22 protein-coding genes are annotated in these 20,603 nt (G+C 68.6%); 5 read left to right on the top strand and 17 right to left on the bottom strand.

The features are described 5' to 3' along the window. Window positions 1-252: 252 nt before the first annotated feature. Complete coding sequence (glgC, locus tag OK17_RS10070) at window positions 253-1,467, bottom strand: glucose-1-phosphate adenylyltransferase (protein WP_006865633.1); 1,215 nt, start codon at window positions 1,465-1,467, stop codon at window positions 253-255. A 113-nt stretch (window positions 1,468-1,580) separates the two neighbouring features. Between glgC and glgA the strand changes: the two genes are divergently transcribed. Beyond that, window positions 1,581-2,747, top strand: a complete 1,167-nt coding sequence (gene glgA / locus OK17_RS10065; RefSeq protein ID WP_204718038.1) for a glycogen synthase — start codon at window positions 1,581-1,583, stop codon at window positions 2,745-2,747. A gap of 23 nt (window positions 2,748-2,770) precedes the next feature. On the opposite strand, the gene OK17_RS10060 is transcribed toward glgA, so the two are convergent. The 10 genes from OK17_RS10060 to OK17_RS10015 form a co-directional block, all read right to left on the bottom strand. After that, window positions 2,771-3,673, bottom strand: a complete 903-nt coding sequence (locus OK17_RS10060) for a putative RNA methyltransferase (RefSeq protein WP_461417363.1) — start codon at window positions 3,671-3,673, stop codon at window positions 2,771-2,773. 41 nt (window positions 3,674-3,714) lie between these two features. Further along, window positions 3,715-3,882, bottom strand: coding sequence for a DUF3117 domain-containing protein (locus tag OK17_RS10055; RefSeq protein WP_004019232.1), 168 nt, complete (start codon window positions 3,880-3,882; stop codon window positions 3,715-3,717). 102 nt (window positions 3,883-3,984) lie between these two features. After that, window positions 3,985-4,431: a DivIVA domain-containing protein gene (locus tag OK17_RS10050; RefSeq protein WP_232717629.1), complete on the bottom strand. Its 447-nt coding sequence runs from the start codon at window positions 4,429-4,431 to the stop codon at window positions 3,985-3,987. Between the two features lie 159 nt (window positions 4,432-4,590). Further along, window positions 4,591-5,604 carry a glucosyl-3-phosphoglycerate synthase gene (locus OK17_RS10045; RefSeq protein ID WP_232717628.1) on the bottom strand — a complete coding sequence of 338 codons (1,014 nt, stop codon included), beginning with the start codon at window positions 5,602-5,604 and terminating at the stop codon, window positions 4,591-4,593. Next, window positions 5,601-6,482 carry a dihydropteroate synthase gene (gene folP, locus OK17_RS10040; RefSeq protein ID WP_232717627.1) on the bottom strand — a complete coding sequence of 294 codons (882 nt, stop codon included), beginning with the start codon at window positions 6,480-6,482 and terminating at the stop codon, window positions 5,601-5,603. Before folP ends, OK17_RS10045 begins: the two co-directional genes overlap by 4 nt. Then, entirely contained in the window at window positions 6,479-8,308 is a 1,830-nt protein-coding gene (locus OK17_RS10035; RefSeq protein ID WP_232717626.1) for a long-chain-acyl-CoA synthetase, read from the bottom strand. Before OK17_RS10035 ends, folP begins: the two co-directional genes overlap by 4 nt. A 57-nt stretch (window positions 8,309-8,365) precedes the next feature. Continuing rightward, complete coding sequence (locus OK17_RS10030) at window positions 8,366-8,923, bottom strand: LOG family protein (RefSeq protein WP_232717625.1); 558 nt, start codon at window positions 8,921-8,923, stop codon at window positions 8,366-8,368. Further along, on the bottom strand, window positions 8,920-9,744 hold the full coding sequence (locus tag OK17_RS10025) for an LOG family protein (protein WP_461417362.1): 825 nt from the start codon (window positions 9,742-9,744) through the stop codon (window positions 8,920-8,922). The genes OK17_RS10030 and OK17_RS10025 overlap by 4 nt, the downstream gene beginning before the upstream one ends. Window positions 9,745-9,817: 73 nt before the next feature. Beyond that, window positions 9,818-10,915, bottom strand: a complete 1,098-nt coding sequence (gene dapE, locus OK17_RS10020; protein ID WP_232717623.1) for a succinyl-diaminopimelate desuccinylase — start codon at window positions 10,913-10,915, stop codon at window positions 9,818-9,820. Window positions 10,916-10,934: 19 nt separating this feature from the next. Further along, window positions 10,935-11,453 (bottom strand): DM13 domain-containing protein, encoded by a 519-nt coding sequence (locus OK17_RS10015; protein WP_461417364.1) that lies wholly within the window; start codon window positions 11,451-11,453, stop codon window positions 10,935-10,937. Between the two features lie 214 nt (window positions 11,454-11,667). On the opposite strand from OK17_RS10015, the gene dapD reads away from it, so the two are divergent. Then, window positions 11,668-12,633 carry a 2,3,4,5-tetrahydropyridine-2,6-dicarboxylate N-succinyltransferase gene (gene dapD, locus OK17_RS10010; RefSeq protein ID WP_119033813.1) on the top strand — a complete coding sequence of 322 codons (966 nt, stop codon included), beginning with the start codon at window positions 11,668-11,670 and terminating at the stop codon, window positions 12,631-12,633. Window positions 12,634-12,770: 137 nt separating this feature from the next. Further along, complete coding sequence (locus OK17_RS10005; protein WP_232717622.1) at window positions 12,771-13,013, top strand: DUF3072 domain-containing protein; 243 nt, start codon at window positions 12,771-12,773, stop codon at window positions 13,011-13,013. Window positions 13,014-13,025: 12 nt separating this feature from the next. Here OK17_RS10005 and dapC read toward each other — a convergent pair whose 3' ends face one another. Further along, window positions 13,026-14,168, bottom strand: a complete 1,143-nt coding sequence (gene dapC / locus OK17_RS10000) for a succinyldiaminopimelate transaminase (RefSeq protein WP_308195971.1) — start codon at window positions 14,166-14,168, stop codon at window positions 13,026-13,028. A 58-nt stretch (window positions 14,169-14,226) separates the two neighbouring features. Continuing rightward, window positions 14,227-14,556 carry a ferredoxin gene (gene fdxA / locus OK17_RS09995; RefSeq protein ID WP_119032849.1) on the bottom strand — a complete coding sequence of 110 codons (330 nt, stop codon included), beginning with the start codon at window positions 14,554-14,556 and terminating at the stop codon, window positions 14,227-14,229. A gap of 481 nt (window positions 14,557-15,037) precedes the next feature. Between fdxA and OK17_RS09990 the strand changes: the two genes are divergently transcribed. Then, complete coding sequence (locus OK17_RS09990) at window positions 15,038-15,631, top strand: cysteine dioxygenase (protein ID WP_461417360.1); 594 nt, start codon at window positions 15,038-15,040, stop codon at window positions 15,629-15,631. Continuing rightward, entirely contained in the window at window positions 15,628-16,011 is a 384-nt protein-coding gene (locus tag OK17_RS09985) for a rhodanese-like domain-containing protein (protein ID WP_006865617.1), read from the top strand. The genes OK17_RS09990 and OK17_RS09985 overlap by 4 nt, the downstream gene beginning before the upstream one ends. Window positions 16,012-16,156: 145 nt before the next feature. Here OK17_RS09985 and cofG read toward each other — a convergent pair whose 3' ends face one another. The 4 genes from cofG to OK17_RS09965 all read right to left on the bottom strand — a co-directional run bounded on the left by cofG (window position 16,157) and on the right by OK17_RS09965 (window position 20,599). Next, entirely contained in the window at window positions 16,157-17,464 is a 1,308-nt protein-coding gene (gene cofG / locus OK17_RS09980; RefSeq protein WP_461417359.1) for a 7,8-didemethyl-8-hydroxy-5-deazariboflavin synthase CofG, read from the bottom strand. Beyond that, window positions 17,461-18,897 (bottom strand): flavin-containing monooxygenase, encoded by a 1,437-nt coding sequence (locus tag OK17_RS09975; RefSeq protein ID WP_406567021.1) that lies wholly within the window; start codon window positions 18,895-18,897, stop codon window positions 17,461-17,463. The genes cofG and OK17_RS09975 overlap by 4 nt, the downstream gene beginning before the upstream one ends. A 95-nt stretch (window positions 18,898-18,992) precedes the next feature. Further along, the gene (locus OK17_RS09970) at window positions 18,993-20,147 is read right to left on the bottom strand and encodes an FO synthase (RefSeq protein ID WP_461417358.1); all 1,155 of its coding nucleotides are present in this window, start codon (window positions 20,145-20,147) and stop codon (window positions 18,993-18,995) included. A gap of 62 nt (window positions 20,148-20,209) precedes the next feature. Further along, window positions 20,210-20,599: a facilitated glucose transporter gene (locus OK17_RS09965; RefSeq protein ID WP_461417357.1), complete on the bottom strand. Its 390-nt coding sequence runs from the start codon at window positions 20,597-20,599 to the stop codon at window positions 20,210-20,212. Window positions 20,600-20,603 lie beyond the last annotated feature (4 nt).

The raw sequence follows: 20,603 nt of genomic DNA, 5'->3' as shown, positions 1-20,603 counted from the left end.
TCGCACCTCAGGGAGCGGACGTGGGCTCCGAAAATCTCGTCCCCCTGAAGTACCTCCGAGGGCACATTGCCCTCGGACGCCCCTGAGCGGGACGCGTTTTCGCGCTGTTCGTACGGCAGAACGGGCGATCGTCGAGACCAGCCGGCAATAGTTTCGCCTGGCGAAAACCTATTGCTGGTCGCAGCGGGAGAGCCCTCGATACGAGGCGTACTCGCTTCGCTTGGTCGGCGCTACGCGGCCGGCGGGGATGCGTCAGACCCGTATCCCCTTGCCGACCGTCACGACGCCACCGGCGCTGACGGAGAAGCGTTCGCGGTCGGCGTCGGGGTCGACGCCGAGTTGCTCGCCGTCGCCGACGACGACGTTCTTGTCGAGGATCGCCTTGCGGACGACCGCCCCCTTGCCGATGCGTACGCCCGGCATGAGAACGGCGCCGTCGATGATCGCGCCGTCCTCGACGATGACGTTCGATGACAGCACCGAATTGCGAACGGTCCCACCCGAGATGATGCAGCCCGAGCCGACGACCGAGTCCTCGGCCACGCCACCCTGGACGAACTTGGCCGGCGGGAGGTTGTGTGTCTCGCCGCGGATCGGCCAGCGACCGTTGTAGAGGTTGAAGATCGGGTGCACGGACACGAGATCCATGTGCGCCTCGTAGAAGGCGTCGAGGGTTCCGACGTCGCGCCAGTAGCCCTTGTCGCGCTCGGTGGCGCCGGGCACCTCGTTGTCCTTGAAGTCGTAGACGTAGGCGGTGTCGCGGGCGACGAACGCCGGGATGATGTCGCCGCCCATGTCGTGGTCGGAGTCGGAGTCGGCGGCGTCCTCGCGCAGTGCCTCGACGAGCGCTTCGGTGGTGAACACGTAGTTACCCATCGAGGCGAAGGTCGAGTTCGGGTCGTCCGGGGTGCCGGGCGGGTCGGCGGGCTTCTCCAGGAATCGGGTGATCTTGCCGGAGGCGTCGGAGTCGATGCACCCGAAGGCGACCGCCTCGGCGCGCGGAACGCGGATGCCGGCGACGGTGACGTCGGCACCGGAGGCGATGTGCGCCTCGACCATCTGCGACGGGTCCATGCGGTACACGTGATCGGCGCCGAAGACCACGATGTACTCGGGTTGTTCGTCGGTGATCAGGTTCATCGACTGAAAGATCGCGTCGGCACTGCCGGTGTACCAGCGAGGTCCGAGGCGCTGCTGTGCGGGAACGGGCGTGATGTATTCGCCGTGGAAACCCGACGTCCACCAGGTCTGCGAGATGTGCCGGTCCAGCGAATGCGACTTGTATTGCGTAAGCACGCAAATGCGCTCGTATCCGGCGTTGACCAGGTTCGACAGCACGAAGTCGATCAGCCGGTAGGCACCGCCGAAGGGCACCGCAGGCTTGGCCCGGTCCATCGTCAGCGGGTAAAGGCGTTTGCCTTCGCCGCCTGCGAGGACGATGCCGAGGACGTGCGGCTGTGATCTCACTCCCCCAACTTAACCGCGATCGACAGCCTCGGCCAGATGACAGCACCGACGGATTCACAGTCGTGTTCGCACAGCGATGGCGAACTGCCCGCGATGCCACTAGCGTCGTCATCATGAGGGTGGCGATGATGACACGGGAGTATCCACCCGAGGTGTACGGCGGTGCCGGCGTACACGTGACCGAATTGGTCCGTCACCTACGCGATCTCGCGACTGTCGACGTGCACTGCATGGGTGCCGAACGCGACACCGCAGCGGTTTACTCACCCGATCCTGGCCTGGCCGGTGCGAATGCGGCGATCACGACACTCTCCGCCGACCTGCGCATGGCAGTCGGGGCCGAAGGCGCCGACGTCGTGCACTCCCACACCTGGTACACCGGCCTCGCCGGACACGTCGCCGCGCAACTGTACGGGGTACCGCACATCCTCACGGCGCATTCGCTCGAACCGTCACGCCCGTGGAAGGCCGAGCAACTCGGCGGTGGCTACCGGGTGTCGAGCTGGGTCGAACGCAACGCGGTCGAATACGCCGATGCGGTGATCGCGGTCAGCTCGGGCATGCGCAACGACGTCTGCAACACCTATCCACGGCTCGACCCCGAGCGGGTCCACGTGGTGCGCAACGGCATCGACACCACCCAGTGGTATCCCGTCGACGACCCCTTCGGACCGGAGTCGACGCTGACCGCGCTCGGCGTCGATCCCCAGCGTCCGATCGTCGCCTTCGTCGGACGCATCACCCGTCAGAAGGGCGTCGCACATCTCGTCGCGGCCGCCCACGACTTCCACCCCGACGTCCAGCTGGTGCTCTGCGCCGGTGCGCCCGACACCCCGGAGATCGGCGCGGAGATCGAGGCGGCGGTCGGCAAGCTGTCCGCGTCCCGACCCGGTGTGCACTGGGTCCGGGAGATGCTGCCGCTCCCCCGTATCCGCGAGATCCTCACCGCGGCATCGGTCTTCGTGTGCCCCTCGGTGTACGAACCGTTGGGCATCGTGAACCTGGAGGCCATGGCGTGCGGAACCGCGGTCGTGGCCTCGGAGGTCGGCGGGATCCCCGAGGTGGTGCGCGATCACGTCACCGGTCGTCTGGTGCCCTATGACCCCGTCGATCCGCAGACCTTCGAACACGATCTGGCTCAGACGGTGAATGCCGTCGTGGCCGATCCGGTGATGGCGACGGCAATGGGGGCGGCCGGTCGCGAGCGCGCCGAGGCCGAGTTCTCCTGGGCGACGATCGCCGAACAGACGCTCGGGGTGTACCGCTCCGTCCTGCGCTGACGCACCACCTGCGCAGCAGGTGGTCAGTTCCCGGCGACCGGCCGGCAGGTCGTGACGACGACCGACAGCGTCACCTCGACCCTGCCGTCGCCGACGAATTCCGCGGCACGTGAGCGGATGTCGGCGTCCTCGGCGTGGAAGGCCGACGGGCCCATCGCGACGAGGTCACCGACGGTCTGTGCGTCGAGTTGGAGAACGGAACGGACCGGCGACGAGTCGACGACCTCGAAACCGTCGGCGAAAGTGGCCTGCAGCCGTTCGGATTTGCCGGAGTCGACGCTCAGCATCTGCATCGGCTCGATGATCTCGGCGAGATGGTCTGCGGCCGGGCTGACGACCACGAGGCCTCCGCCGGGCTGCAGTATCCGCGCGAACTCTGCGGCATTGCGCGGCGCGAACACCGAGAGCGCAACGGTGGCAGCGTCATCGGCGATCGGTAGGCCGCGCCAGATGTCGGCGACGACCGCCGCGTGGCTCGGAGTGCCGCGCGAGATCGCCCGCGCACAGAACTTGGAGAGGTCGATACCGATGCCGCGTGCCTCGATCGAGGGCGATGCGTCGGCGAGGGCAGTCACCGCGGCGCGAAGGTAGTGGCCCCCACCGGCTCCCGCGTCCAGGACGACGGGTTTGTCGACACCGGCACCGAATTCGCGTGTCCGTTCGGCCACCGCGTCCAGAACCGGGATGAAGAAGCCGGCTTCGTGGACACGTGCGCGGGCCGCGACCATGGCCGCGGTGTCGGCACGCAGCGAGCCCGAACGTCCGTCGAGCAGTGAGACATAACCCTGTTTGGCGATGTCGAAGGAATGACCGTCACCGCAGCGGAGTGATCCTCCACGCGGCGACGGCCTGGACCCGGCTGCTGCCGGGGAAGTCTCGTCGTGCCCGGTCCCGGGCGGCGCGGTCTCGAAAGGCCCGGCACACACCGGGCATCGAAGCAGCTCGACGACGTCGGCGAGATCTCCGTTCAGCCGGTGACCCCGCGGAGTTCCTCACCCAGTGCGGCGGCTTCGTCGGCGGTCAACTCGACGACGAGGCGACCTCCGCCCTCGATCGGAATCCGGACAACGATTCCACGCCCTTCCTTGGCCGCTTCGAGGGGGCCGTCCCCAGTACGTGGCTTCATTGCCGCCATTCTCAAGCTCCCTTCACAGTGTCCCTGCTTTGAACATGATACGTGTCGTCGTCTCAATCGAATGCGAGTGCGCGACACAAGCACTGTTCCGACGTGTTCCGATCACCTGTCGAAGGTGATTGACGGACCTGCTTCGCGCGTGGCGGGTTTGGGGTCCGGATCGTCGTAAACCGCCTGATCCCGGGCGTTCTCGGGGTTGTCGGCATCCCCTGCGGCAGCGTCGGGAACGCCTGTCGTGGCGGGGGTCACATGTGTCCCGGACTCGCGCTCACGGAGGCGCGCGATGACCGTTCGGAGGTCGTCGACCTCGCGCGCGAGACGCGCCAGCGCCCAGTCGACCTCGGACTGCTTGTAGCCCCGGAACGTCTGCATGAAGCGCAGCGCCCGGACGTCGTCGCCGCTGATCCCGACCGTCGGCAGACGGGTGAGTGTGGTGTCGGGTTCGACCGGGGGCAGTTCCTCCCCGCGCCCGAAGACGAACCAGACGATGGCGAACACTGCCCCGGCGACGAGCGCCATGATCAGCAGGTACAGCAGCAGGGTCTGCATACGTCCCATCCTGACAGACCGGCGTCGGGCGGCCCCCGCGGCACCTGGCCGCCCCGTCGGGCGATTCGACCACTTCTCGACTCCGGCGACACTGCGCCACGCCAAGGGCGTGTCACGGTGTCGCCGGAGTCGAGAAGTGGTCGGTTGCTCACGCAGCCGTTATGAGGCCATCACCTTGGCGTCGACGGAGCGAAGGCTGTTCATCGGCGGACGGTCCTCGAGGTAGACCTCGGTGGTGTGCGGGGTGAACGAGCCGTCGGACTCGGCGGTGAACTGGGTGAGTCCGACACCGGAGTCCTCGATGCCGCATCGCCGCATGAGCGTGCCGACGATCTGCCGGCTCATGACGCCGAGTTCGATGAGCGGACGGTTGCGGTGGGTGCGCACGCCGAGATTGACCTGGCCGATACCGGCGAGACCGTACCGGTCGTAGGTGTCGATGAGGAGACCGATCTCCACGCCGTAGCCGGGCGCGAACGGCACCGACGACAGCATCTCGCGGGTGCCGGCGTACTCACCGCCGAGCGGCTGCAGGACCGCGGTGAGGTCGGGCTTCTGAGAGGCCAGCAACGGGCGGGCGACGAGTTCGGTGACGCGACCGCCGCCGTTGGCGTCCTGGGTGCCGCCGGTCCGCAGCGGGCGGCGGTAGTAGCCCTTCACCAGATGGATCTCCGGGTTCACCAGGAGCGGGCCGAGCATCTTCGGCACGAACATCGGGTCGGGGTCGATGAGGTCGGAGTCGACGAAGGCGATGATGTCGCCGGTGGTCGCGGCGATCGAACGCCACAGCACCTCACCCTTGCCCTTGACGGGTTCGAGTTCGGGTACCGCCTCTTCGCGGCTGATGACCTGCGCGCCGGCGGCGAGTGCACGCTCGGCGGTGGCATCGGTGGAGCCCGAGTCCAGGACGATCAGTTCGTCGACGAGCGTGCCGTACAGCGGCATGATCGAGGCGATCACGTCGGCGACGGTCTCCTCCTCGTTCAGCGCTGGGAGCACCACCGAGACGGTGCGGCCGTCCTTGGCGGCGACGAGTTCGTCGATGGTCCAATCCGGCTGTTCCCAGGTGTGCGTCGCCGACCACTGCCGCTTGGTACCGAGCGCCTCGGCCGGCGTCGGCCACACGGCGGCCTTGTCGCGACTGATGGGGTTACGTCGCTTCTGCTTGGTCATGCAAGTCCCCTGACTGTTCGGGCGGGCGGTCTCGTTCCCGCAATGGCAGCGACCATGTCGACCACACGACGGGTGGCGGCGACCTCGTGTACGCGAAAGATCCGGGCGCCTTGGGCGGCGGCCAGAGCGGTCGCGGCGAGAGTTCCCTCCAACCGTTGCTCCAGGTCTGTACCCAGAGTCTCCCCCACAAAATCTTTGTTGCTGAGCGCCATCAGCACCGGCCAGCCTGTATTAACAAGATCTTTCACACGGCGTAACAGAGCGAGCCCGTGGTGAGTGTTCTTGCCGAAATCGTGCGTCGGGTCGATAACGATCGCGTCTCGATGTACGCCTGCTGCCAGGGCCCGTTCCGCTGCCCGGGTCACCTCGGCGAGCACATCGGCCACCACCGCGTCGACCGAATCGCCGTAGGAGACCCGGTGCGGGCGGGTCCGGACGACGGCGCCGCCGGTGTGCGAACACACGATCCCCGCGCCGCGTTCGGCCGCCACTGCGACCACCTCGGGGTCGAATCCGGCCCATGTGTCGTTGATGAGATCGGCGCCCGCCGCGCACGCCTGGTCGGCGACCTCGCTGCGCCAGGTGTCGACGCTGATCAGCACATCCGGGTGGCGGTCGCGGATCCACGAGATCATCGGCACCACGCGAGCCGCCTCCGTGGTCGCGTCGACCTCTTCGCCGGGCCCTGCCTTCACCCCGCCGACATCGATGATGTCGGCACCTTCGGCGACCACCTGGTCGACGCGACGCTGTGCGGCGGTGTCGTCGAAGCTGGCGCCACGGTCGTAGAAGGAATCAGGAGTGCGGTTGACGATCGCCATGACCAGCGCGCGGTCGGTAGCCACCGGACGACCACACAGGGTCGGCGAAACGGTCATCCCTTGGGGACCTTGGCTGCCGCCACGTCGTCGGGGTAATCCTCGTAGAACTCCACGTAGCCCTTCTCCTTGCCGACCAGAACGTAGACCGAATCGGCCTCGACGTCGGCATAACCTTCCTTACGGAGTTCGACTTTACGGTTCTTGAACGTCGAGGTCTGCTCGAAGTCGTCCACGATCCGCACGAACAGCGGCACCGCGTAGGACGGCAGCGCCTTGTTGAGGTGTTCGGCGAGCCGCTTCGGCTCGAGGTCGGCACCGTCGCGCAGCTTGATCGCCACCATCCCGGCGCGGCCGTCGGTGCCGGGCACCTCGACGCCGTAGGCCACCGACTGGGCCACCGCGTCGTAGGAATCGACCGCACCCTCGACCTCGGTGGTGGCCACGTTCTCGCCCTTCCAGCGGAAGGTGTCGCCGAGACGGTCGACGAAGGAGATGTGCGCGAAGCCCTGATCGCGGACGAGGTCACCCGAGTTGAAGTACGCGTCGCCCTTCTTGAAGGCATCGCGGACGATCTTCTTCTCGGTCTCCTCCTCGTCGGTGTAGCCGTCGACCGGCACCCGATTGGAGATCTGCGCGAGCAACAGACCCGTGCCGCCCTTGCCGACCTCGGTCAGCCGGCCCTCGGAGTTGCGCTTCGGGTTGCCCTCCTCGTCGTACTCGACGATCTTGTACGGCAGCGGGCAGAAGCCAGCCGTCTTGTCGACGGTGAAGGCGTTGACGAAGGCGAGGTTGAGCTCGCTGGCGCCGTAGAACTCGACGACGCGGTCCACGCCGAACCGCTCGCGGAATTCGTCCCAGATGTCGGGGCGCATCCCGTTACCCACGACGGTGTGGACCGAATGCTGCCGGTCGGTGGGCTTCTCCGGCTGCGCCAGCAGGTAGCGGCACAGTTCGCCGATGTAGCAGAAGGCCGTGGCGCGGTTGAGGATCACGTCGTCCCAGAACTTCGACGCCGAGAACGACTTGCCGATCGCGAAACATGCGCCCGACGCCAGCACCGACGACAGCGAGACCGACAGTGCGTTGTTGTGGTAGAGCGGCAGCGGCACGTACATGGTGTCGCTGTGGCGCAGGCGGACCGCGAGACCGCCGATTCCGGAATAGCTGGCCAGCCACCGGTTGTGGCTCATCACGCTGGCCTTGGGCATGCCGGTGGTACCCGAGGTGAAGATGTAGAAGGCCTTCGTCGAGGCCGGCAGCTGCGCGGTGATCTCCGGATCGGTGTCCGGCTTGTCCTCGGCGGCGGCGTCGAACTCGGCGAAGTCATAGACGTGCTGGGGCAACGCCGATTCCGGGATCGACTCGAAGGCCTCGGCACAGTCCGGATCGTGGACGAGGACCTCGGCCCCGAGCAGCTTCACCGAGTGCTCGAGGACGTCCCCGCGCTGGTTGTAGTTCAGCATCCCGGCGATCGCGCCGAGCTTCACCGTCGCCAGCATCAGCAGCAGATCGGTGGTGTTGTTCTTGGAGAGCAGGGCGACGACGTCACCCTTGCCGACGCCGGCCTCGGAAAGGACTGCGGCATAACGGTTCACACGGCGATTGGCCTCACCGTAGGTGGTCGTGCGGCCCTCGAACCGGACAAACGGACGGTCCGGATGAGCGTGTGCCAGCTTCTGGAAGACCGAGCCGATCGTCTTCTTCGCCTCCGGCGGGCGGCGGATGAGTCCAGGCGCGTGCTTGATCATCCCGGTCGCGTGTGGCGCCATCTTCACCACGCCGCGCAAAAGATCCCCCACTCCGACCGTCTTCACCGTGTCCTGGTTCGAACCGTTCGTCGTCGAGTCCGACTGGACGTCCTTGGGCTGGGTCTCTGGGGACATGTGGCCTCCGCTCTCCGCTGGGCGTCGTTGAGTGCCCCGCGCACTCACCGCGCTACCTTACCGGCCGGTAGGAAGTTCCCACCGCTGTGTCGCCAACTCGATCGCCTCGTCGACGGAGGCCGTGACCAGCAGTCGATCCAACGATCGCTGGGAGACGAATCCGCTCGTCGACAACTCTCGCAGCCAGCCTAGGAGCGGCGCGTAGAAATCGAACGGATCGAGCATGACCACCGGCTTCTCGTGCATGCCCAGGTACCCGCCCGTCCAGGTCTCGAACAACTCCTCCAGGGTTCCGATACCCCCGGGGAGCGTGATGAAACCGTCGGCGCGCTCGTCCATGAGGCGCTTGCGTTCACGCATGGTCTCGGTGATGACCAGTTCGTCGGACCCGAGGTCGGCGACCTCGCGCTCGATCAGCGACTTCGGGATGATGCCGATGGTGTGGCCGCCCGCCGCGCGCGCCGACGTGACCAGCGCACCCATCATCGAGACGTTGCCACCGCCGGAGACGACGGTGTGGCCCGCGCCTGCGAGCGCCGCCCCCACCTCGGTGGCGAGATCGAGGAAGCGTTGTTCGACGGGACCGGACGCACAGTAGACACAGACGGCACTCACCGGGCAATCGTGCCATCGACTCCAGGCGGGTTCACGCCGGGCTGCGTCGGGGCGGCCGCCTCGATCGCTGCGACGACGTCGTCGGGGTCGTCGACGACGGTCAGCAGGTCGAGGTCATCGGGCGAGATCATGCCGCGCGCGGCGAGCACGTCGCGCATCCAGTCGAGAAGTCCGCCCCAGAAGTCGCTGCCCACCAGCACGATCGGGAATCGCACCACCTTCTTGGTCTGCACCAGGGTGAGCGCCTCGAACAGCTCGTCGAGCGTGCCCATACCGCCGGGCAGGCAGACGAAGGCCTGCGCGTACTTCACGAACATCGTCTTGCGGACGAAGAAGTAGCGGAAGTTCATGCCGAGGTCGACCCACGGGTTGAGGCCCTGCTCGAAGGGCAGCTCGATGTTCAGGCCGATCGACTGGGCGCCGGCCTCGTGCGCGCCCTGGTTCGCCGCCTGCATCGCGCCGGGTCCGCCGCCGGTGATGACCGCATAGCCGGCCTCACCGAGCGCTCGACCCACCCTCACCCCGAGGGCATATTCCGGCGAGTCCGGCTTCAGACGCGCGGACCCGAACACGGTCACCGCCTCGGCGACGCCGCTCATGGCGTCGAACCCGGCGACGAACTCCGACTGGATGCGCAGCACGCGCCACGAGTCGCGCATGGTGCGTTCGGCACGGCTCTCCGGGTCACGCGGGTCGACCCACTCGAGCAGACGCCGGTCGGTCGTCTTGCCCCGCTGTTCCGGCCGGATTCGGATCGGCCCGACGTAGTAGACGTCGTCTGCGGCGGGATCGTGCGCAGGAGGTTCCGGATTCGTCGACATGCAGGTCACGCTAGCAGCGTGTGACGCCCCTCCCCGACCGCGCTGAACCGACTCAGGACAGGGTCGGACCGACTCAGGACAGGTAGGCGCGCAGCAGTTCGGTGACCGTGCGGATCTGCTCGACCGGGACCCGCTCGTCGCGGCGATGCGCGAGATTGGGGTCGCCGGGGCCGAGGTTCACCGCCGGGATGCCGAGGGCCGAGAACCGCGAGACGTCGGTCCACCCGTATTTCGCGCGGAAGCGTCCCTGCGCGGCCTCGACGAGAGCGGCTGCCGCCGGATGTGCCAGGCCGGGCAGCGCGCCGGCCGCGGCGTCGGTGACCTCGAGGGTGACCGTGCCGTCGGCGAGGTCGGCCGCGAAGACCTCGCGGACATGATCGAGGGCCTGCTCGACGGACCGGTCCGGGGCGAATCGGAAGTTCACGTCGACGTGCGCGGCGTCGGGGATGACGTTGCCCGCGACACCTCCGGCGAGCCCGACCGCCGAGAGTCCCTCGCGGTACTCGCACCCGTCGATGTCGACGCGGCGCGCCTCGTAGGCGGCCAGGGTGGTCAGCACTCCCCCGAGCTTGTGGATCGCGTTGTCGCCCATCCACGAGCGGGCCGAGTGCGATCGCGTTCCCGACGTCGCGAGCCTAACCCGCAGCGTCCCTTGACAACCCGCCTCGATGAGACCGGCGGTGGGTTCGCCGAGGATCGCGACGTCACCGGCGAGCCACTCCGGCAGTTCCCGCTCGATGTCGTTGAGGCCGTTGAACTCGGCGGCGATCTCCTCGCAGTCGTAGAAGATCAGCGTCAGGTCGTGGGCCGGATCCTCGAGTGTCGCGGCAAGATGCAGGAACACCGCGTCGCCCGATTTCATGTCGACGGCGCCGCAGCCGTGCAGGACGTCGCCCTCCTCGGGATGCGTCTCGCGTCGCGAGGGCAGGTTGCCGGCGACGGGCACGGTGTCGAGGTGTCCTGCCAGGATGACGCGCTGCTCCTTCCCCCGGTTGGTACGGGCGAGCACCCGATTGCCGTGCCGGAGGATCTCGAAGCCCGTCGTCTGCTCCCGCAGTGCAGCTTCCACCGCGTCGGCGATGGCCGACTCGTTGCGCGACTCGCTCTCGATGTCGACGAGGGCGGCGGTCAGTTCGACGGGATCGGCGGCGAGGTCAAGTGCGGTGCTCACGCGATCAACCGTAGCGGGGTCAGTCGGTGGGCGGTGCGATCAGTTCCGCTGCGCCGAACGAGACGCTGAACTTCACGCACCACAGGAACACCGCGGGATAGGCGGCGAGGTCGACGTCTGCGGGGATCTCGTAGACCTGGTTGCCCTTGTTGCCTTTGATCATCCCGAGGTCGACGTGGGGCGGACCGGCGGCGGTGCGCCAGCCGCTGAAGCCCTCGACCACCTCGGCCTGCGACAGCCACACGTGGACGTCGGGCCCGGTGGTGGTGTCGAGGCTCTCGATCGCGAGAACCCTTGACCCATCCGGCTTCTCGATGATCGTCACGGTCCCCGAGGTCGGATGTTCGTGACTGATCATCCGCCCCTCGGACAGCACGGCGGGCGCGGCCGGCGGTCGACCGTCCCGGGACGTCGACGGCGTCACCGCGACCGGGATCTCGTCGTCGACCTCGGTGTCGACGAAGATCAGCCACGGCTGGAAGATCACCGCGGCGACCGCGACAGCGACCACGACCAGCAGGCCCACGCCGCCGAGCACCCAGGGCAGGCGCCGCCGACGCCGCGGGGCGGAGGTCGAAGGTCGGTCGTGGCCGGTCATGGCTGCGACGATACGAGTGCCGAACACGCTCCCACCAGGACTTTGCGCCGTTCGGATGACGGACGGGCACCCGTCGGCCCCGGAGCGTGACCGGCGGAGGGCGGCAGGAGGCACGGCGTCGTACACCGCGGTCGATCACCTAGACTCGGGTCTCGTGACAACTACTGGCGCACACGCAACTGGCATCGCAACCGTGATCGACGGGGGGTCGACTCCGGGAGTCGTGCTCGACGTCTGGTTCCCCGCACCCGAGCTCGACGGTGTCGAGACCGCCGAGACCGTCGTCCTCGACGAGGAGTCGACGCCGGCGGAACTGCGCGAACTGGTCGGTGTCGACGAGGCCCGCGGCGTCAAGACCATCGCGGTCCGCACCGGCATCGCCGACCTGTCGGTCGCCCCGGTCGACGCCTACGACGTCTATCTCCGACTCCACCTGCTCTCCCACCGCCTCATCGAGCCGCACGGCGCGAACCTCGAGGGCATGTTCGGGCTGCTCGCCAACGTCGCCTGGACCAACCACGGCCCGTGCGCGATCGAGAACTTCGAATCGGTGCGCGCCAAGCTGCGCGCCCGCGGCCCGGTGACCGTGTACTCGATCGACAAGTTCCCCCGCATGGTCGACTACGTCGTCCCCGGCGGCGTCCGCATCGGTGACGCCGACCGGATCCGTCTCGGCGCCCACCTGGCCGCCGGCACCACCGTGATGCACGAGGGCTTCGTGAACTTCAACGCCGGCACCCTCGGGGCGTCGATGGTCGAGGGTCGCATCTCGGCGGGCGTCGTCGTCGGCGACGGTTCCGACATCGGCGGCGGCGCGTCGACCATGGGCACGCTCTCCGGCGGTGGCAAGGAGATCATCTCCCTCGGCAAGCGTTGCCTGCTGGGCGCGAACGCCGGCTGCGGCATCCCGCTCGGCGACGACTGCGTCATCGAGGCCGGCCTGTACGTCACCGCCGGCACCAAGGTGACCGGCCCGGACGGCACCCAGGTCAAGGCACGCGACCTGGCGGGCCAGTCGAACCTGCTGTTCCGTCGCAACAGCCTGACCGGTGCGGTCGAGGTCGTGCCGTGGAAGGGCGACGGCATCGCACTCAACGAGGCGCTGCACAAGCACAACTGAGGTCGACTGCAGACCCACCCCTTTTGGCCGAACCCAGCACCGACAAGGTGCTGGGTTCGGCCATTTGTGGAGGGTTTCCGCCGCGGGTCACGCGCGGGCAGGTGGCCGGATCACCGGATGACTCGTACTGTGGAGCCATGAGTACATCGAACAGCAGTTCGACGCCGGGCGGCGAAGACGTCCTCGGCGCCGGGGCCGGCAACAGCACCGAGAAGGATCCCGACGACTGGGTGACCGGCGACGAGCCGATGACCGGCGCACAGCGCAGTTATCTCGACACCTTGGCCCGCGAGGCGGGCGAGACCATCTCCGCCGACCTCACCAAGGCCCAGGCGTCGGAAGAGATCGAGCGGTTGCAGAGCAAGAGCGGGCGGGGCTGACCGCCGAGACGCCTAGCCGGCCAGGCGCGCGGCCACGGCGGCGATGCGTTCGTCGGTGGCGGTGAGCGCCATGCGGACGTGCTTCTCCCCGGCCGGACCATAGAAATCGCCGGGGGCGCAGAGGATTCCGCGCTCGGCGAGCCAGGCGACGGTGTCGCGACACGGCTCGTCGCGGGTGGCCCAGAGGTACAGGCCGGCCTCGGAGTGGTCGACGCGGAAACCGGCCGCCTCGATCGCGGCGAGCAATGTCCGACGCCGGGCTGCGTAGCGCTCCCGCTGCTCGTCGACGTGGGCGTCGTCGCGGAGTGCGGCGGTCATCGCCCCCTGGATCGGGAAGGGCAGCATGAAGCCGGCATGCTTGCGGACCGCGAGCAGTTCGGCGATGAGTTCGGCGTCGCCGGCGAAGAAACCGGCCCGGTACGACGCGAGGTTGGAGATCTTCGACAGCGAGTGCACCGCGAGCAGACCGGTGTGGTCACCGTCGCAGACGCGGGGGTCGAGGATCGAGAGCGGCTCGCCCTCCCAGCTCAGCCCGAGGTAGCACTCGTCGGACACCACGACGGTCCCGCGTTCGCGCGCCCAGCCCACCACCTTGCGCAGGTGGTCGACGCCGAGGACCTTGCCGGTCGGGTTCGACGGAGAGTTGATGAACATCAGCGCCGGGTTCATCGGGCCGAGAGCGACGGTCGAGTCGGCCCGGATCGCGCGAGCACCGGCCAGCAGTGCACTGACCTCATAGGTCGGGTAGGCGACCTCGGGGATCACCACGTCGTCGCCCGGGCCGAGGCCGAAGGTCGACGCGAGGCCGGCGATCGCCTCCTTGGTGCCGATGACCGGCAGGATGCCCGACTGATCGAGGTTCGTCACGCCGTGGCGCCGGGTGAGCGACTCGGCAGCGGCCTCACGCAGTTCGGTGGTGCCGATGGTCGTCGGGTACCCCGGGAATCCGGACGCGTCGGCCAGCGCGTTCCGGATGAGCTCCGGCACCGGGTCGACCGGCGTGCCGACCGACAGGTCGACGATGCCGTCGGGATGGGACTGCGCCGTGGCCTTGGCACCCGCGAGGGTGTCCCACGGGAAATCGGGCAGCCGACCGCTCACGCGCGTCGCCGACACACGCAGCGGCGCTGCTGCGCGAGAGGTGGGGATGCTCACTGCGGGGCCAGTCCTATCCGTCCGGGGGCTTCTTCGAAGAACGGGGAGCCGTCGGGCGTCAGTCGTCTTCGTTCATGGGCGGCAGGCCCTTGATGAAGGCCGGGTCTGCGTCGGTCTTGCCGACCTTGCTCGCGCCGCCGGGCGAGCCGAGATCGTCGAAGAAGTCGGCGTTGGCGCTGACGTAGGGTTCCCACTCATCCGGGACATCGTCCTCGTAGAAGATCGCCTCGACCGGGCACACCGGCTCGCACGCACCACAGTCGACGCACTCATCCGGCTGGATGTAGAGCATGCGTCCACCCTCGTAGATGCAGTCGACGGGGCATTCCTCCACGCAAGCCTTGTCCAGGACATCGACGCAAGGCTCCGCGATGATGTAGGTCACCACTCACTCCTTCGCTAGGGAAGATCGTTGTCGGCGCGAGGCGGATGAGCAGTTCGGCGTCGAACGACTCTCCGGCGTCGGCGCCGGTTGCGGTCCGAGGGCTGGTCGAACCGCAACCCAGAGTATCCGCCCCGGTGGTACCCACGACGAAATCACCCCCGGCTACAGAGCACGCAGAATGCCCTGTTGTGCCGAGAATCACATCAACGGCGGCCTGGACCCCTAGCAGGCGCCGGCCATACCGACAGAGATACGACGATGTGAAGCCCGACTTTCGCTCAGCGTGCCGTCAATTCTCGACAAACGGTGAGTGACGAGGCATCCTCGGCGGCATGTTCGTCGTGAATCCGGTCGCTGTGGGCCGCCCTCGCACCAGCCTGTGGGCTGTGTCGGGGCTCGAGCCGGCGTCGCGGGTCATGTGTATGTGCTGTCGCTGATCACCGGCTCCCGACCCGCACATTCACTCCCCTTCAAGGATTCCGTCATGACCTCGACCCTTGCCCGCACCACGTCGGCCTCTCTCCGCTCGCAGAACGTCACTCCCCTGACCCGGACCCGGGCGGTCGCCGACACACCGCGCCCGCGGACCCACCTGCCGACGCATCTGCGTCCCGCCGACCTGCTGCGCATCACCGACCAGGGTGTCGCCGATGTCCTCGACGGCCGGCACGACGCCCTGCTCCCCGCCGAATGGGACACCTCGCGCCGTTGGTCGACGCGCCTCTACGCCGACGACGACCTCGACGTCTGGCTCATAAGCTGGACGGCCGGCGAGGCCACCGAACTACATGACCACGCCGGCTCGCTCGGCGCGCTGACCGTCCTCTCGGGCTCCTTGCGGGAGTACCACTGGACGGGGGACGATCTGGCCGTGCGTGTCCTCGACGCCGGCGACCAGGCCGCCTTCCCTCTCGGGTGGGTCCACGACGTCGTGAAGAACCCGACGATCCAGGTGGCCGGGCCGACGCTCAGCGTCCACGCCTACTCCCCGCCGCTCACCGCGATGTCCTACTACGAGGTGGCCGACGCCGGCCACCTGCGTCGTACCCGCACGGTCCTGACCGACGAACCCGAATGAGCGACAAGCCGACTCCGCGCACCATCGACGACGTGCTCGCCGAGGCACGCTCACGACTGCAGCGCGTCGACGCCGCGTCGGTCCCCGCCGAACTCGAGGCCGGGGCGATCCTCGTCGACATCCGACCGGCCGCCCAGCGCGCGCAAGAGGGCGAGACGGACCTGGCGCTCGTCATCGAGCGCAACGTCCTCGAGTGGCGATGCGATCCCGCCAGCGACGCCCGGATTCCCGAGGCCGTCGACCACGACGTGCGCTGGATCATCCTGTGCCAGCAGGGCTACACGTCGAGTCTCGCCGCGGCGGCATTGCAGGACCTCGGACTCCATCGCGCGACCGACGTAATCGGCGGGTACGAGGCGCTCGCGGCTGTGTTGCGCTGATTTCGATACGGCTCCTCGCTGCGCTCGTCACCTACTCAACCAGCAGGACAAACGGCCCCCCTCGCCCCGCTCAACCAGCAGCAGGGCGCGGCGCCACTCCCGCCGGCCGAGTGACCCGAGGCGATAGCCGAGGGACGTATCGAGGTCAGGCGACGGCCGGCCAGGGCCGCGGCGCGGGGCGGGTGTCGACGGCGAGTCCGGTCTCCGGGTCGGCCAGCGCGGCGACGTGGTGCGTGAGGGCCGGGTCGATCCAGTCCTCGGCGTCGAGCACGTACGTCGGCTGGGCCGTGATGCGTTCGGTGAGAACGAAATCCGACTCGGCGGTCCGGGCGGCGAGTGCATCCAGGTTGGGCCAGGGGCGTTCGGGGTTCACGTGGTCGGGGGTCAGCGGCGACACCCCGCCCCAGTCGTCGATGCCGGACGCGATCAGTGCGGCGCATTCGGCCGGCGACACCAGGTTCGGCGGTGCCTGGACGCGCATGTGGGGTCCGAGCACGATCCGCGCGACGGCGACCGCCGCCAGGAACTCGCTCATCTCCGCGTCGGGGGTGGATCGCATCGCGGTGTCGGGCTTGGCCCGGAAGTTCTGCACGATCACCTCCTGGATGTGACCGCCGGCGGCCTGCACCTCCGCTATGGCGAGCAGGGATTCGGCTCGCTCGTACAGCGATTCGCCGATCCCGACGAGGATGCCGGTCGTGAACGGGACGCGCGCGGCACCGGCGTCGCGCAGAACCTGCATCCGGACCAGGGGGTCCTTGTCCGGGCTGCCGTAGTGCGGTTGCCCCTTCTCGGTGAAGAGCCGACGCGACGTGGTCTCGAGCATCATGCCCATCGACGGGGCCACCGGCCGCAGGTGCAGCAGCTCCTCGAGGCTCATCACCCCGGGATTCAGGTGCGGCAGCAGGCCGGTCTCGGTCAGCACGGCCACGGCGGCCGCACGGACGTAGTCGAGGGTCGACGAATAGCCACGCGCGGCCAGCCATTCGCGGGCCTCCGGCCACCGGTCCTCGGGGCGGTCGCCGAGCGTGAACAAGGCCTCCTTGCAACCGAGTTCGGCTCCGCGGCGGGCGAGGTCGACGACCTCGTCCAGTTCGAGGTACAACCCTTCGCCGGCGCGGGCGAGTTTGCCGGGCACGGTCACGAAGGTGCAGTAGTGGCACCGATCGCGGCACAGGCGGGTCAGCGGGATGAACACCTTGCGCGAGTAGGTGACCTGCCGGGAGCGACCGACCGCGGCCAATCCCTCGTCGCGGATCTCGCCGGCGATGGACTGCAGACGCACGAGATCGTCACCCGCACAGGAGAGCAACGTGACGGCCTGGTCGATGTCGATCGGCTCACGGGCCTCGGCGGCGGCCAGGGCGGCATCGATCGCCTCACGCGAAGGACGTTCCGCGGCGGCGTCTTCCGCCTGGCCGGTGCGCACGGTGGGGATGCTGAGGTCGGTCATCGTTCCCCCTCCGGAGAATCGGTGATGGTCAGATAGGGCGCGGGATCGAAGGTGCCGTTGCGTTCTCGGAACGACGCCGCCGTCCCCGGCCACAGCAGCGTCAGCCGGCCGCTCTCCGGGTCGACATACCAACTGTCGCAACCGGTCAGCCACACCGTCGACGCACTGCGTTCGTCGATCTCGCGGGTGTAGGCGGCCTCGGCCTCCGCGGAGACCTCCAGCGCCCGGATCTCGGTGTCGCCCATGAACTCCAGCGCACCGAGCACGTAGTCGAGTTGCGTCTCGATCATGTAGATCGCCGAATTGTGGCCGAGCGCGGCGTTCGGCCCGTCGAGGACGAACATGTTGGGGAAGCCGCTGACGACGGTCGACGCGTACGAGGTCATGCCCGACGACCAGTGCTCCGACAGACGCAGTCCTGCACGGCCGACGACCCGGCTCGCGGCCGGCGGACGGGCGGACTCGAATCCTGTTGCCATGACGAGCACGTCGAGATCGAAGGTGCGTCCGCTGCGCGCGGTGGCCTTCGACTCGGTGATCGACTCCAGCGCGCTCGGCTCGAACACCACGTTCGTCCGCTGCAGTGCCGGATAGAAATCGTCGCTGAGAAGGATTCTCTTGCAGCCGATCTCGTAATCCGGGGTCAGGAGGTCACGCAGCTCCGGATCGTCGACCTGTTCGTGGAGATGGTTGCGGGCACGAGCCCGGATCTCGTCGATGTCGGGATGGAGGCCGAGCCGCTGGCGGAACGCCCCGTCGGCCTCGGTGAGAAGCCGGTGGCGAACCTCGCCGGCGACCTCGGGATCGAGCAGCGCGGCGCGTTCGTCGGCCGTGTACCGGCGGTCCTCGCGCGGCACCACATAGGGCGCGGTCCGACAGAACACGACGAGCTCCTCGGCGGCGTCGGCCAGGTGCGGGATGAGCTGCACGGCCGAGGCGCCGGTTCCCACGACACCGATCCGGGCACCGGCGACGGCCACGTCGTCGTGCCAGGCGGCCGTGTGGACGACCTGACCGGGGAATTCTCCGAGACCCTCGATGTCGGGGATCTTCGCCTCCGACAGCCGGCCGACGGCGAGGACGAGACTGCGCGCGCGGAACGTCCGGCCGGCCCCGTCCGCGGTCCCGGCGGTGATCGTCCAGCGGGCCGCGGCTTCATCCCAGGCGGCCTGCCGCAGTTCACAATTCAGCAGGATGTGCTCGGCGAGACCCTCGTCGGCGACGGTCTGCTCGAGGTAGTCGCGGATCTCGTGGCCGCTCGGGTACCTCGACGCCCAGTCGGCCGGCGGGCGGAACGAGAACGAGTACAGGTGCGCGGGGATGTCGCAGGCGATGCCGGGGTAGACGTTGTCGCGCCAGGTGCCGCCGACCGCGTCGGCACGTTCGAGGACGACGAAGGATTCGCGGCCGCGACGGGCGAGCTGCGTGGCCATCCCGAGGCCGGCGAAGCCGGCACCGATGATGGCGACATCGACGTCGGGCACCGTGTCGATGTCCACCCGCTCACCCCCCTGCGTCGTCGTCACCGTCACGAACGTACCTGCGGGATCGGGATCAGCCGATCGGCTTCCGGCTCGGCATAGCGGGTGGTGCGCTGACGCGGTGCGCGACCGGCGCGGTCGGCGATGGCGACGAGGGTGTCGACGTCGAGGACGCGGCCTACCTCCGGACCGGCATCCGGCATGAGCCGGCCGTCGAGCAGCAGGCCGCCGATGTCGTCGGCGCCGCCGCGCAACAGCAGATCCACGGTGTCGGGGTCCAGCTTGGTCCAGGCCACCTGGACGTGGTCGATGAGACCGACGGACATCAACCGGGCGACGGCGTGCAGCGCGCGGGTCTCCCGCTGCGAGGCGGTCGACGTCGCGGCGGCGGTCAGGTGCGGCGGCGTGTTGGTGGCGACCATCGGCATGAGGATCAGCTCGGTGAATCCGCCCGTGCGGCGCTGGATCCCGAGCAGCGTGCGCAGATGCGCGACCTGCTGCTGCGGGGTCTCGACATGCCCGTAGACGATGGTGGCCGTCGAGAAGAGGCCGGCACCGTGCGCGGCCTCGATGACCTCGATCCAGTCGCGGGCGGGTGCCGAGCCCGTCGGCGACAGGTATCCGCGGACGGTGTCGTCGAGGATCTGGGCGGCGGTTCCGGGGATCGAACCGAGGCCCGCGGCGCGCAGGCGACCGAGATGTTCGGCGATCGGCACCCCGGTCCGGCTCGCGCCGTCGGCGATCTCCGCGGCGCGATACGCGTGGAGGTGCAGACCGTCTGCCGCACCGGTGATCTCTTCGACGAGGCGGACGTAGTCGGTGGCCGGCCGGTCGGCGGGCAACGGCCCCTGCATACAGATCTCGGTGGCGCCGAGTTCCACGGCCTCCCCGACCAGATCGGCGAGCGCGGGTTCGCCGGCACGACGTGCATCCGAGATGAGGCGGGCGGCGACCCCGGTGTCCAGATTGCGGTTGACGACGAAGGTCAGGGTGTCGGGGTCGGTGACCCGGGCCCGGACGGTGTCGGCGAGTTCGCACAGTTCCTCCAGGCCGGTACCGGAGGCGCCCAGCAGCGCGACCCAGCCCTCGTCGTCGAGGGCGTCGGGGCCGAGGGCTGTCGGGTCGTCACGGAGACGGCTCAGGGCCGCTGTGACGCGCTCGATCGGGGCCGTGATGTCTTCGGCCCACGCGCGCAGAACCATGCCCACACTCTAACGCTCGTTCGGTATCGCCCTTCGTCCCGAGGGAACGGCGGCAGGGAAAGTCAGTCGTCGGCCTCGGGGAGCCGGTGGGTCCAGCCGAGCAAGGCCGCCGGGCCGACGCCCAGCACGAACAGGAAAAGGGTCTGGACCAGGTAGTTCCCCGACGTGGTCAGGATGACGTCGCCACCCGGTCCCGGGAAGCCGCCGGCGATGACGACGACGAGCCCCCACGCGCCGAGCGGCGCATAGCGCAGCGGCGACGAGGTGTACCCGGCCGCCAGCCACAGCAGCACCGCGTTGAGAAGACCGCCGATCAGGGCTGCGACGGGCAACGCGACCCCGCCGAACCGCTGGTAGGCGAACGCCACGCTGAGCAGGCCCACCACGAAACCGTCGAGGGTCAGCAGCGCCAGGAGGAGTCGGTCACGGACGTGCGGATCGAGCGCCGGCATCGCG

The sequence above is a fragment of the Gordonia sp. GN26 genome, assembly GCF_054823965.1.
The sequence above is the reverse complement of the archived record's forward strand: the minus strand, read 5'-3'. Positions and strand labels throughout refer to the sequence as shown.